Genomic DNA, 11,851 nt, shown 5'->3' on the forward strand with positions numbered 1-11,851 from the left:
GCCATCGACGATGCCGATGCCTGGCAGGCGATCTGCAAGGACGGCACCCGGGTGCGGGCCGTGGTGGAGGAGGGGATCTGCGCGGATCATCGCGGTGTTGCCATGTGGACGAATAAGCCAAGGGCCGCACGGATGGCAGAGGAAGCCGCCAAGTAGTGTGATCCAGACGCCATAAAATGACACGACCGGCCGATTGGCCGGTTTTTTTCGCGATCCCGTCGGCACTTTGCCACCTTGTTCATGGTGCGCTCAGTTTTCTCTTCCCATACTGGCCCTACAGTTCCAAAAGAGGAGAGACGAGATGCAATCATCGTTGGTTGGGCTCTCCATTCTGTGGGGGCTGGCCAGTTTTGGTGTTCAGGGGGATTTCATCGAGAGCCGTGATTCCGTTGCGCCATCCTGGCAAGCCGAGTCCAGAGTGGAGATGGAAGGTTATCTGATCGAGTCGCTGGGGGAGGATCGCTGGCTGTTCGACAACGGCAGCGAGAGTCTGCTGGTCTCCCTGCCCCAGGGGCAGTGGGTGCCGACCGGCGAGCGGCTGCGGGTCAGTGGTGAGCCGCAGCAGGAGCAGGCCGGCTGGCTCCTGCAGGTGCAGGACGTGAGCCAGGTGGCGGTCTGAGTACCCTGCCTGCTCCAGCAGTTTGAACATGTAAAAAGAGGAGGCCCTTGGGCCTCCTCTTTTTGATCTCGTTGATCTCGCGCTGATCTGAGCGGCCGGCAATCAACCCAGGTGGTTGAGCGGCAGCGCCGTCTTGTGCTTGATCCGGCGCAGCACGAAGCTGGATCGCACTCCGGTCACCCCCGGAATGTGGGTCAGCTTGTCCAGCAGGAAGTGCTGATAGTGCTCCATGTCCCGCACCACCACCTTGAGCTGGTAGTCGGCGTCGTTGCCGGTGATGAGGTCGCACTCCAGCACCTCCGGCAGTTCGCTGATGGCCCGATCGAAATTCTCGAACCGCTCCGGGGTATGCCGGTCCATGGAGATATGAATGTAGGCGGTGAGGGTCAGCCCCAGCTGGCGGGCGTTGAGCAGGGTGACATGGGTGTCGATGAGACCGGCATCTTCCAACGCCTTGACCCGGCGGGAGCAGGGGGAGGGGGAGAGTCCGACCAGCTCGGCCAGCTCCAGGTTGCTGATGCGGCCATTCTCCTGCATCAACTCCAGAATATGCCTGTCAATGCGATCAAGTTTCAGCATTCTCCGTTCCTCGTTGCAATTACTAATTCACTTTTCCTAGATTAAGGGTGAACTATTGCAAAAACAACTGAAAATACATGCTACTTCGCAACCACTCACCGGGCCGGCAGGGGTACCATGGTTGCATCTTCCGGTGGCAAGACAGAAACCCAACCCGGTCTCTGTGGCAAATGACTTTACCGGGTCAAGAGCCCCATCAGCCGTCCCACCTTATCGGGCTACGACGGGCTGGAACGAGGACATCCCCTCCCCGAAGGCAACAAAGCAGGCATCCCGGCGCCTGCTTTGTTGTTTTTGTGCGCGGCGTTCAACTCTGCTGCGGCTTGATGCGATAGAGGCAGCGGTGATCCCCCTCCAGCAGATACTGTTCCCGCTCCACCTCGGCCGGCGCCAGTAAGCGGCGAAACAGCGCCAGCTCGCTGCGACAAAAGCCCCGGCAGGCGCTCGCCGCCGCGCAGATGGGGCAGTGACTCTCCCACAGCAGCCAGCTGCCATCCTCCTCCTGACGCAAGTCAGCCATATAGCCTTCCCGGCAGCGCAGCTCCTTGAGCCTGGCCAGCCGGTCGGCCAGCGCCGGCTGGTTCAGCTCGGCCTGATAGCGGGCGAGCTGCTGCTGTTCCCGCTGATCGATCAGCCGCTCCATGCCTACCGCGCCAAACAGCTGCTGGATGTTGTCGATAAGCTGCAGGGTCAGCTCGCTGTGGCTGTCGGGGAAGCGCTGCCAGGCCTGCTCGGTGAGGTGCCACAGCCGCACCGGCCTGCCGCGCCCGCGGGCCTCGTCGTTGAAACTTACCCAGCCGTCGGCTTCCATCGTCATCAGGTGCTGGCGGGCGCCCATGGAGGTCATCTGCAGCTGCTCCCCAAGCTCGGCGGCACTCTGGGGGCCTTTGGTCTTCAACAGGTGGAGTATCTTGTCGGTGCTGGCATTCATGGGGCGGCTCTCGTGATCGGCTGGCACGCCAGAGGGGTGGCGCTCAGGTACCCATTATGGGGAGAGGGATTTTTTAAATCAACAATTCGCTTTACTTAATCCCGTTCACTGGCCAACATAAATAAACCAATAACTTTATTTAATGGGGCGAAGATGGAGAGGATCAAGGGACAGGCCAGCTTGTGGGTATTGGTGATGACGGTGACGCTGGCGGTGGCGGGCTTCAGCCTGCCATCCCCGGTGCTGGCGCCGCTGTTGCTGGATCCGGCCCAGGGCATGTTGACGCCGGAAGCGTCGGACTGGAGCCGCAAGGTGTGGCTGGGGGTCATCATGGGACTCTATCCGTTGTTCCAGCTGGTGGGTTCCCCCTGGCTGGGCAAGCTCTCCGATCGCCATGGCCGCAAGCCGGTGCTGACCCTCTGTCTGGTGGGCGTGCTGGTGGGCTATGCCCTGATGGCGCTGGGGATCGCCTGGCGTTCCCTGCCACTGCTGTTGCTGAGCCGGGTGGTGGAGGGCTTCTTCAACGGTGACATCGCCATCGTGCAGGCCATGGCGGCCGACATGAGCACCGCCAAAACCAAGGCACGCAGCTTCGCCTGGATCAACATCGGCATGAACCTGGGCTGGGTGGTGGGCCCCATGATCGGCGGCTATGCGGCCGTGGTATCCGGTGATTACAGCCTGGCGGCCTGGCTGGCGGTGGCCATGACCCTGGTCAACCTGCTGCTGGTGCTCTGGCTGCTGCCCAATCGGCCGGCGGTGGCCCGCAGTGAGCAGCCGGCACCGGCCCTCTCTTCCCGTCAACTGTTGCTGCAGCCGGTGCTGCTGCCCTACTTCGTGCTGACCCTGCTCAGCTACGGGGCGGTGCAGCTCTATTTCACCTACTTCAACGTCTGGCTGGTGGAGCGGTTGGCCTGGGATCCGGTGCAGCTGGCGCAGGCCGCCGTGCTGGTGAGCGTGCCCATGATCGCGGGATCCTGGCTGGGCTCCCGTCTGGCTCGCCATTGGCGCGGCAGCTCCCTCGGGATCGTCGGTCATCTGGTGATGGCGGCTGGCATGTTGCTCTTCATCCTGCCCAGCCACTGGTGGGGGCTGGCGCTCACCTTCATCCCGGTCGGCATCGGCATGAGCCTGGGGGAGCTGGCCACTTCGGTGGCCGTCTCCAACCGTAGCCACGCCGAGCAACAGGGGCAGGCGATGGGGCTCTATCGCGGGCTGGCGGTGGGCAGCGAGATCCTGGCGGTAGTGGTCGGCAGCCTGGTGCTGCTGGCGGGCACCGAGTGGCCCTTCTATCTGGCGGCGCTGTGTGGTTTGCTCTGCGCAGTCGGCTTCTATGGCCTGCGCCGGGCGGCGGATCGGCGGCAGCGGTTCGACGCTCAGGTGGAGGCCGGTTGACGGGATCACAGAACGAGACGGAGGGGGCTGCCGGCGCTTGCATCGTGGCGCCGACTCTGGGACGGTATGGCGGCGTATTCGTTTCGATATTTTGGAGGTGATATGAGTCGTTTTCAGGCCATTGCTCTGGATATGGATGGCACTCTGCTGACCCGGGATCACAAGATCTCGTCCGCCACCCGGGCCGCACTGGCCCAGGCCCGCGCCCACGGCATCAAGGTGCTGCTGGTGACCGGGCGCCACTTCATGACGGCTCGCCCCTTCCATCACGAGCTGGCCCTCGACACCCCCATCATCTGCAGCAACGGCGCCTACCTCTATGATCCGGTGCAGGAGAAGATCCTGAGCGGGGATCCGCTGGCGGTATCCCCCCTCGGCCGGCTGCTGGCGGAGGTGCAGGCGCACCAGATGGGAGCCCTGTTCCACCTCGATGAGGGGATCGGCTACCTCGGCTGCGAGGAGCATGTGACCCGGATGCGGCACTGGTCGGCGGCCCAGCCGGATCATCTCAAGATCTCCCTGCTGCCGGCGGAGGATCTGGCGAGCTGGCTCAGCCGGCCGGTCTGGAAGCTGGAGCTGTTCAACCAGGATCCCGCCCTGCTCCATCACTTCATGGCTGAGGTGGTCGCGCAGCTGCCCTTCACCTGCGACTGGGCGGCGCCCTATGCGGTGGAGCTGGTGCAGCCCGGCTGCAGCAAGGGCAACCGGCTGGCCCAGTGGGCCGCGAGCGAAGGGATCGCGATGGAGAACGTGGTGGCGTTTGGCGACAACAACAACGACATCAGCATGTTCGAACAGGTGGGGCTGGCGGTGGCCATGGGCAACGCGGCGTCACAGATCCAGGCGCTGGCGGATCGGGTGACTGCCGATCACAACGAGGACGGTATCGCGCTGGCGCTGCAGCGCTGGGTTCTGCCCGCCTAGGGGGCAGAAACAGAGAGGGACAGAAGCAAAAAGGGGCCCTGTCGGCCCCTTTTGGTTTGTCAGTTCCCGAAGGTGAACTGGATCACCCGATCCGGGAAGCGGATCCGGTTGTAGTCGCGGCGCAGCCCCTCGTATTGCCGGATGGCGCGCTCGCGCTGGGCGCGGTAGTAGTCGCGCTGCTTGCTGTCGTTCTCGTTGCGGATCTGGCGCTCCAGCGTCTCGATGTCGCGCTCGGTCCGCTCCATCTCGCTCTTGATGTCGCTCAGCTGCTTCTCCACCAGGTACTCCTTGCGGCCGCGATCGTACTGGGTCAGGAAGCTGGCATCGTTGGGGCAGACCCCCAGATACTCGGCGCCGGACTTGCCCTTGCTGTAGGCGAGCTCGGGAATGCAGTAGAGCTCCAGCCCCTTGGCATAGCCCCGTTTCCACTCCGCCTCGTCCACCTTGAGGCCGTATTCGCCGCAGGTCGAGACGTAGTCGCGGGTGGCGCTCGGGGTCTTGCCCTGCTCGCCATCCTGATAACCCAGGTTGTACCAGCTCATGGTGCGGCACTCTTCTTCCGACAGCGAGCTGCAACCGGCGAGCAGGAAGGGCAGGGTCAGCAACAGGATCTTGGGGGACATGGACGACGGGCTCCGAGAGAGATGATGGGGGGCATTCTAGAGAGGATGCCGGGGCAGGACAAGGAATGAAAAGCGGCGTCGGCCGACACCGTTTTTTGAGCGGTTTGTCACTATTTGCGCAGGCTGGCGACGTGGCGGCCCGTGCCCTTTCCTTGTCGCCGGTCACGGGGTAAACTGCGCCATCTTTTAACTGGCGCGTAACAAAAACAATGAAAGTCCTGACCGTCGATTACCGCTCGCCCGATGCGGCGCAGCGCTTCACCGAATCCCTGCGGACCACCGGCTTCGGGGTGCTGACCAATCACCCCATCCCGAAAGAGCTGGTGCAGTCCATCTATGACAACTGGTATCGCTTCTTCATGAGCGAGCAGAAGCAGGATTTCCTGTTCAATCGCGAGACTCAGGACGGTTACTTCCCGCCGTCGGTGTCCGAAGTGGCCAAGGGCCACAGCCAGAAGGACATCAAGGAGTACTTCCACATCTACCCCTGGGGCCAGATGCCGGCCGAGCTGAAAGAGCAGGCGATGGAGTACTACCGCCTCGCCAACGACCTGGCGGCCGAGCTGCTGGGCTGGGTCGAGCAGTACACCCCGAGCGACATCGCCGCCCACTACAGCTGCCCGCTCTCCTCCATGATTGAAGAGAGCCAAAAGACCCTGCTGCGGGTGCTGCACTACCCGCCGTTCGACGGCACCGAAGAGCCGGGCGCTATCCGCGCCGCCGCCCACGAAGACATCAACCTGCTGACCATATTGCCCGCCGCCAACGAACCTGGCCTGCAGGTGAAGGGGTCCGACGGCGAGTGGATGGACGTGCCGTGCGATTTCGGCACTCTCATCATCAACATCGGCGACATGCTGCAGGAGGCCTCCCGCGGCTACTACCCCTCCACCACCCACCGCGTCATCAACCCGACCGGCGGCAGCGCCGCCAAGTCCCGCATCTCCCTGCCGCTGTTCCTCCACCCGCGGCCGGACGTGGTGCTCTCCGAGCGTCATACCGCCCACAGCTACCTGATGGAACGGCTACGGGAGCTGGGGGTGATCTAGTCCCCGAACCGGGCTCACCACAGTGCCAAACCGGAGCAAAATTGCTCCGGTTTTTATTTGTTGGCAGGATTGCGCGCTAAATAGAATTTAATTAGTCAGTACTGCCAATAATGCGTGTTTTATCCAGATAAACGGCGTTGTGATTGCGCAGCCCCCCCCGTACTCTGAGCGTCATTTTGGGCCCCTTGTGGCGGGCCCCACGGTTGGAGTTCTTATGAAGCAGTCCCAATGGTCATCCCGGCTCGGTTATATCCTGGCCGCCGCCGGTTCCGCAGTCGGTCTCGGCGCTATCTGGAAGTTTCCCTATGTGACGGCCGCCAACGGCGGCGGCGCCTTCCTGCTGGTGTTTCTGCTGTTCAGCTTCACCCTGGGGGTGGCGGTGCTGATGGGGGAGACGCTGCTCGGCAGCCTGAGCCGGCGCGGGGTGGTGGGCGCCTTCGGTGAACTGATGGGCAAGCGCTGGCGCTGGGTCGGCGCCATGGGGCTGCTCAGCAGCCTGCTCATCTACAGCTTCTACAGCGTGGTGGGCGGCTGGACCCTGGGCTACACCGGCATGGCGCTGGCGGGCAGCCTGCAGCACGGTGACGGCGCGGCCCTGACCGCCCGCTTCAACGACTATGTGGGGGATCCGCTCTGGCCGGTGCTGACCCACCTGCTGTTCGCCGGGCTCACCTGGTGGTTCGTGCAGGGGGGCGTGCAGAAGGGGGTGGAGCGCACCCTGCGCTGGATGATGCCGGCCCTGTTCATCATGATCCTGATGCTGGTGGCGTTTGGTCTTACCCTGCCCAATGCCATGGCCGGGGTACGCCACTTCCTGATGCCGGACTTCAGCAAGCTCGGCATGTCCGGCGTGCTCGATGCCATGGGGCTGGCGTTTTTCTCCCTCTCCATTGGTCTGGGCATCCACACTACCTATGGCGCCTATCTGCCCTCCAGCGAGGGGGTCGGCCGCTCCAGCCTCTGGGTGGTATTGCTGGCAAGCCTCATCGCCGTGCTGGCGGGCTTGATGATCTTCCCTGTGCTGGCGGCCACCGGCATCGATCCCGCCTCCGGCCCGGGTCTCACCTTCATGACCATGCCGGCGGTGTTCCAGCAGTTGCCGTTCGGCCAGGGGCTGGCGGTGGTGTTCTTCGCCCTGCTGGTGGTGGCGGCACTCTCGTCCGCCATCTCGCTGCTGGAGCATCTGCAGTGCTTCGTCAGCGAGAGTCTGGGCTGGTCGCGACGGGCCGCCTGCAGCCTGATCACCGCGCTGGTGATGGCCAACGGCATTCCGGTCAGCCTGTCGTTCGGCCCCTGGGCGGACGTGACCCTGTTTGGCAAGAACATCTTCGAGCTGCTCGACTTCGTCACCTCCAACCTGATGATGCCGATGTTCGGGCTGGCGCTCACCCTGCTGCTGGGCTGGCGGCTCGGTCGCCAGGCGCTGCCCGCCGGCCTGGCCCTGCATTGGCACACCCTGCTGATGGGCTGCTGGCGCTGGCTGGCACCGCTGCTCATCGGCGGCATCCTGGTTCGCGGGCTGGTATAACCGGTTCAGGGATGAAGAGGGGCCGGCGTCGCCTGTGGGTGGCGGGCCCGCACCTTGTCGACGGCGGCCTGCCAGCGGGCGATCACGGCGTCATCCTCGCTCTTCGAGAAGACGATGTAGAGCCAGTTCTCCTGCAGCAGCAACCCGGAGTTCACCACGCTGCGGGGGGAGAACTTCATCTTGGCCAGGATGGCCGGCATGATCTGATCCCCCATGGGGAAGGCGTCTATCTTGCCGAGCACCAGGAGCTCGATGGCATCCTCGATGGTCTGGCAGCGCACCAGGTTGGTGTAACCCTCCCGGGTGAGCAGCTCGTCATCGGCGTTGCCGAGCAGCACGCCGACCCGCGGCAGCTTGCGCAGCTGGGCCAGGTCGGTCAGCGGCTTGCTGCCTCTGGTCTGGTAGATCACCACCCGGTTCGGGAACAGCGGCCCCACCCACTTGAACTGGGACTCCCGATGGGGCGTGCGCAGGATGACGAACAGGGCGAAACCGGGTTCGACCCGGGTCAGGGCGAGCGCCCGCTTGAGGGGGTAGATCTTGATGGGGTAGTGAACCCCCATCTCCTGCTGGACTTCCTGCACCAGCTGCACCGCCAGCCCGCCGAGCTTGCCGTTACTGGTGTGGGTAAAGGGGGGCAGCTCGTGGCTGATGAGGGTCAGCGGGGGCTGCGGCGTGGCCAGCGCCAGGGCGGGCAGCAGTAGCCAGGGCAGCAGCCAGTTCATCCAGTATCCGGTCAGGTGCGTCACGTCGGTGCATCCATGTTGCGCAAGGGGGTCGCCACGGGCGGTCGCTGACCGGCCTGCCGAGGCTAACTCTATTATTGCTCAAGGGATTGGGCTGCCTGATGATCTTTGCCGGCCGCGGCAGAGAATCCCTTTTTGAAGGGGGGGATGAAAAAAAGTTGATCGCGTTGTGTCAATTTTTCTTTCCATGGTTTAGGCTGTGATCCCGTTTGGCATTCAGGCCCGCTTATTCATGTCACCCCACTGCGCACTGTTCGGTCGATTTTTTGGCTCGCAAGAGAGGTGACCTTGCACGCACAGCTTGTCTGAATGTTCATTGCAAAGGTCGCCACCAGGCGGCCTTTTTTGTTGCCCGCACCGTGCGGTTATCCATGGAGTATCGATGTGATGTTGTCTTGCCCGGAGGTTGTATGAGCCAGGTTCAGTGGTCTTCCCGTCTCGGTCATGTGCTGGCAGCCGCCGGTTCGGCGATCGGTCTTGGCGCCATCTGGAAGTTTCCCTATGTGACCGCCACCAACGGCGGCGGCGCCTTCCTGCTGGTGTTTCTGCTGTTCAGCTTCACCCTGGGGGTAGCGGTGCAGGTGGGGGAGACCCTGCTCGGCAGCCACAGCCAGCGCGGGGTACTCGGTGCCTTCCGCAAGCTGGTGGGGCCGAACTGGCGCTGGATGGGTTACATGGGGATCCTGTGCGGCTTCTTCATCTACAGCTTCTACAGCGTGGTGGGGGGCTGGACCGTGGGATACGCGGCTCTGGCCATCGGTGGCGAGCTCAACCTGAGTGAGGCGAGCGCCCTCACCGCCCTCTTCACCGGTTACGTGAGCGATCCTCTCTGGCCGGCCATCACTCACCTCATCTTTGCCGGGCTCACCTGGTGGTTCGTGCAGGGGGGCCTGCAGAAGGGGGTGGAGCGAGCGCTGCGCTGGATGATGCCGGCCCTGTTCGTGATGATGCTGCTGCTGGTGGTGACCGGCCTCTCCATGCCCGGCGCCATGACCGGGGTGCGCCAGTTCCTGCTGCCGGACTTCAGCCAGCTTACCGGCCAGGGAGTGCTGGACGCGCTGGGGCTGGCCTTCTTCTCCCTCTCCATCGGTCTTGGCGTGCACACCACCTATGGTGCCTATCTGCCGAGCAGCGAGGGCGTGCTGCGCTCCGGCGTCTGGGTCGTGACCCTGGCAAGCCTCATCTCGGTGCTGGCGGGGCTGATGATCTTCCCGGTGCTCGCCTCCACCGGCATCGATCCGACCGCCGGCCCCGGCCTCACCTTCATGACCATGCCGGCGGTGTTCAACCACCTGCCGTTCGGCCAGGGGCTGGCAGTGGTCTTCTTCTTGTTGCTGCTGGTGGCGGCGCTCTCCTCCTCCATCTCCATGCTGGAGCACCTGGTGCGCTTCACCACCGAGGAGTGGGGCTGGTCGCGCCGTGGCGCCTGCCGGGTGCTGACCCTGCTGATCATGGCCTGCGGCATTCCGGTGAGCCTGTCGTTCGGCCCCTGGGCCGAGTACACCCTGTTCGGCAAGACCATCTTCGATGTGCTGGACTACCTCACCTCCAACCTGATGATGCCGCTGTTCGGCCTGGTGCTGACCCTGCTGCTGGGCTGGCGACTGGGGGATCGCATGGTGCCGGCGGATCTCTCGCCAGTGTTGCGGTTCTGCCTGCTCTGGTGCTGGCGGCTGGTGGCCCCGCTGCTGATCGGCGGGATCCTGGTGCGGGGATTGCTGTAAGAGCGGCCCGGTGCTGGCCGGGCCTGAGGGCCTAGTTGGGGGGCGTGGTGGGCAGGCGGGTATTGAGGTGTGAGCGGATCTGCAACAGCGTCTTCTGGTACTCCTCGGCATGATGCTCCATGAAGGAGGCGCTGTGGTTGAGACGCCGCTCCAGCCGGTCTACCAGCAGCGCCACCCTGGGAGCTGCCATGCCGGCCGGCCAGCACAGTTGCAGCAGCTCCAGCAACTGCCAGGCATCGCCTGGCAGGGCCGGGAACTCCTCCTGCAGCGTCAGCGCATACTGCACGGCCAGCTGGTGCTGGCCCGCCGCGCTGGCCCGCTGCCGCTCCTGGCGCAGATAGGTCAGCCGCAGCTCGCGCCGCTCCAGTTGTTTCGTCAAGTCGATGACGACCTGCTTGAACAACTGTTGCAGCAGCGGGGCCGGGGCGACCCTGGCCTGATACTGGCCGAGCTGGGTCAGGTAGCGTTTGGCGTGGTGGGGCAGGCCGCAGAACTGGCTGACGGCGAAGCCGAGCAGCTGGTTGAGGTGGTTGTCCCGCGCGCTCTCCGGCGGGTGCTTGGCCAGCAGCAGCAGGGCCTCGTCGAAGCGGTAGTCCAGGCTCAGCATCAGCGCCTTGAGCAGGGCGTCCTCATGAGCCCGCAGGGTGACGGCCTGGTTGAGGTAGCGATACTCCTGCTGCAGTGAGCTGATCCTGGCGGCGCTCGGGTAATGCCAGAGCACCGCCAGGCTGGCATTGAGGATGAAGTTCTCGATGGATACCCGCAGCTTGTGATCGGCAAAGAAGCGCAGGCAGAGGGCATTTGCCTGCTCCAGCGCCTTGCCCTCATCCTTGATCAGCAGTGCCAGCAGGATGGCCGCCTGGCGCCACTCCGGTTGCCAGGCGTTTTTTTGCAGCAGATGGCCGATCACGTCCCAGGCTGCCTCCCACTGCCCCTCGTGCAGCAAACAGGCCAGCGCCAGCTCCAGCTGCAGGGCCGGCGGCAGCCGCTCCCGGTTGCGGGCCAGATCCTTGCGCGCGCTCTCCAGCCTGCCGAGTCCCAGCAGGGCGTAGATCAATCCCTTGCGCGGCCACCAGGCGTCATATTCCGTGGTACAGACTGCGTAGTGCTGGGAGGCATGGAAGTGATCCTGCCATTGCAGCAGCATGTAGCCCTTGCTCCGGTCCAGCTGTTGTCCCAGCTCCCGATACTTCTGCTGCTCATAGAGCAGGTCCTCGCACAGGGCACAGCTCAGTTGCCACTCCCTGAGCCGCATCGGGGCCGGCAGGGCCCGGGTCAGCCCGGTCAGCTGTACCAGCTCGTGCAGGCGGGTGGTCAGTTGCTCCTGGGTAAAGGGGATGGTCAGCTGCAGGGAAAAGTAGAGATCCGAGGGGGGATAGTGGAGTGGCTCCGGGTCTGCATTGAGCAACAACAGTACGCAGCCCGGCTCCAGTAGCCCCAGATAGTGAGCCTCCTGCAGCATGCGTACTCCCTCCAGGTCCTGGTGATGGCTCTGGTGGCAGATGATGGCGTCGAACGACTGCTGGCGCAGCAGGGTTGGCAGGGTTGCCAGCTCCTTGCAGTGGGTCAGCTGGGTTGATGCTATGCCCTGCTGGCTCAGCCCCTGGGAGAGCGCCGTGCTGAGCATGGTGTCGTCTTCGATCAGGAGGATCTGCATCCTTGGCACTCCTTGGCCGGTTCAGGATCGGAACAAGTATGGCATGTGATGGAGTCAAAAAGAGCTATTACTCTGT

11 protein-coding genes are annotated in these 11,851 nt (G+C 63.9%); 6 read left to right on the forward strand and 5 right to left on the reverse strand.

The window, feature by feature from the left end; all coding sequences use genetic code 11:
• Positions 1-301 precede the first annotated feature (301 nt).
• Positions 302-619 (forward strand): hypothetical protein, encoded by a 318-nt coding sequence (locus AB5Y81_RS19630; RefSeq protein ID WP_005304873.1) that lies wholly within the window; start codon positions 302-304, stop codon positions 617-619.
• Positions 620-721: 102 nt separating this feature from the next.
• Here the strand turns inward: AB5Y81_RS19630 and AB5Y81_RS19635 are convergent, their stop codons facing one another.
• Both AB5Y81_RS19635 and AB5Y81_RS19640 read right to left on the reverse strand, forming a co-directional pair.
• Positions 722-1,198 (reverse strand): Lrp/AsnC family transcriptional regulator, encoded by a 477-nt coding sequence (locus AB5Y81_RS19635; protein WP_005304871.1) that lies wholly within the window; start codon positions 1,196-1,198, stop codon positions 722-724.
• Positions 1,199-1,505: 307 nt separating this feature from the next.
• Positions 1,506-2,129, reverse strand: a complete 624-nt coding sequence (locus tag AB5Y81_RS19640) for a metalloregulator ArsR/SmtB family transcription factor (RefSeq protein WP_279485280.1) — start codon at positions 2,127-2,129, stop codon at positions 1,506-1,508.
• A 153-nt stretch (positions 2,130-2,282) separates the two neighbouring features.
• Here AB5Y81_RS19640 and AB5Y81_RS19645 point away from each other — a divergent pair, with 153 nt between their 5' ends.
• The gene (locus AB5Y81_RS19645) at positions 2,283-3,524 is read left to right on the forward strand and encodes an MFS transporter (protein ID WP_279485281.1); all 1,242 of its coding nucleotides are present in this window, start codon (positions 2,283-2,285) and stop codon (positions 3,522-3,524) included.
• Positions 3,525-3,626: 102 nt separating this feature from the next.
• Entirely contained in the window at positions 3,627-4,448 is an 822-nt protein-coding gene (locus AB5Y81_RS19650; protein ID WP_010636207.1) for a Cof-type HAD-IIB family hydrolase, read from the forward strand.
• A 59-nt stretch (positions 4,449-4,507) separates the two neighbouring features.
• On the opposite strand, the gene AB5Y81_RS19655 is transcribed toward AB5Y81_RS19650, so the two are convergent.
• Positions 4,508-5,071 (reverse strand): DUF2799 domain-containing protein, encoded by a 564-nt coding sequence (locus AB5Y81_RS19655; protein WP_279485282.1) that lies wholly within the window; start codon positions 5,069-5,071, stop codon positions 4,508-4,510.
• A 209-nt stretch (positions 5,072-5,280) separates the two neighbouring features.
• Between AB5Y81_RS19655 and AB5Y81_RS19660 the strand changes: the two genes are divergently transcribed.
• Both AB5Y81_RS19660 and AB5Y81_RS19665 read left to right on the forward strand, forming a co-directional pair.
• Positions 5,281-6,120 (forward strand): isopenicillin N synthase family oxygenase, encoded by an 840-nt coding sequence (locus AB5Y81_RS19660; protein WP_010636209.1) that lies wholly within the window; start codon positions 5,281-5,283, stop codon positions 6,118-6,120.
• A 214-nt stretch (positions 6,121-6,334) separates the two neighbouring features.
• The gene (locus tag AB5Y81_RS19665) at positions 6,335-7,648 is read left to right on the forward strand and encodes a sodium-dependent transporter (RefSeq protein ID WP_010636210.1); all 1,314 of its coding nucleotides are present in this window, start codon (positions 6,335-6,337) and stop codon (positions 7,646-7,648) included.
• Positions 7,649-7,653: 5 nt separating this feature from the next.
• Here the strand turns inward: AB5Y81_RS19665 and AB5Y81_RS19670 are convergent, their stop codons facing one another.
• On the reverse strand, positions 7,654-8,373 hold the full coding sequence (locus AB5Y81_RS19670; protein WP_005304833.1) for an ABC transporter substrate-binding protein: 720 nt from the start codon (positions 8,371-8,373) through the stop codon (positions 7,654-7,656).
• 431 nt (positions 8,374-8,804) lie between these two features.
• Between AB5Y81_RS19670 and AB5Y81_RS19675 the strand changes: the two genes are divergently transcribed.
• Positions 8,805-10,118, forward strand: coding sequence for a sodium-dependent transporter (locus AB5Y81_RS19675; protein WP_024941676.1), 1,314 nt, complete (start codon positions 8,805-8,807; stop codon positions 10,116-10,118).
• Positions 10,119-10,149: 31 nt separating this feature from the next.
• On the opposite strand, the gene AB5Y81_RS19680 is transcribed toward AB5Y81_RS19675, so the two are convergent.
• On the reverse strand, positions 10,150-11,775 hold the full coding sequence (locus tag AB5Y81_RS19680) for a hypothetical protein (RefSeq protein ID WP_279485283.1): 1,626 nt from the start codon (positions 11,773-11,775) through the stop codon (positions 10,150-10,152).
• Positions 11,776-11,851 lie beyond the last annotated feature (76 nt).

It is taken from the genome of Aeromonas sp. s2 (assembly GCF_040907935.1).
In the GTDB taxonomy this organism is placed as follows: Bacteria; Pseudomonadota; Gammaproteobacteria; order Enterobacterales; family Aeromonadaceae; genus Aeromonas; species Aeromonas dhakensis.

Coding starts and splice junctions, on each gene's coding strand:
- AB5Y81_RS19630 (WP_005304873.1), top strand. CDS start 302: ATGCAATCATCGTTGGTTGGGCTCTCCATTCTGTGGGGGCTGGCCAGT.
- AB5Y81_RS19635 (WP_005304871.1), bottom strand. CDS start 1,198: ATGCTGAAACTTGATCGCATTGACAGGCATATTCTGGAGTTGATGCAG.
- AB5Y81_RS19640 (WP_279485280.1), bottom strand. CDS start 2,129: ATGAATGCCAGCACCGACAAGATACTCCACCTGTTGAAGACCAAAGGC.
- AB5Y81_RS19645 (WP_279485281.1), top strand. CDS start 2,283: ATGGAGAGGATCAAGGGACAGGCCAGCTTGTGGGTATTGGTGATGACG.
- AB5Y81_RS19650 (WP_010636207.1), top strand. CDS start 3,627: ATGAGTCGTTTTCAGGCCATTGCTCTGGATATGGATGGCACTCTGCTG.
- AB5Y81_RS19655 (WP_279485282.1), bottom strand. CDS start 5,071: ATGTCCCCCAAGATCCTGTTGCTGACCCTGCCCTTCCTGCTCGCCGGT.
- AB5Y81_RS19660 (WP_010636209.1), top strand. CDS start 5,281: ATGAAAGTCCTGACCGTCGATTACCGCTCGCCCGATGCGGCGCAGCGC.
- AB5Y81_RS19665 (WP_010636210.1), top strand. CDS start 6,335: ATGAAGCAGTCCCAATGGTCATCCCGGCTCGGTTATATCCTGGCCGCC.
- AB5Y81_RS19670 (WP_005304833.1), bottom strand. CDS start 8,373: ATGAACTGGCTGCTGCCCTGGCTACTGCTGCCCGCCCTGGCGCTGGCC.
- AB5Y81_RS19675 (WP_024941676.1), top strand. CDS start 8,805: ATGAGCCAGGTTCAGTGGTCTTCCCGTCTCGGTCATGTGCTGGCAGCC.
- AB5Y81_RS19680 (WP_279485283.1), bottom strand. CDS start 11,775: ATGCAGATCCTCCTGATCGAAGACGACACCATGCTCAGCACGGCGCTC.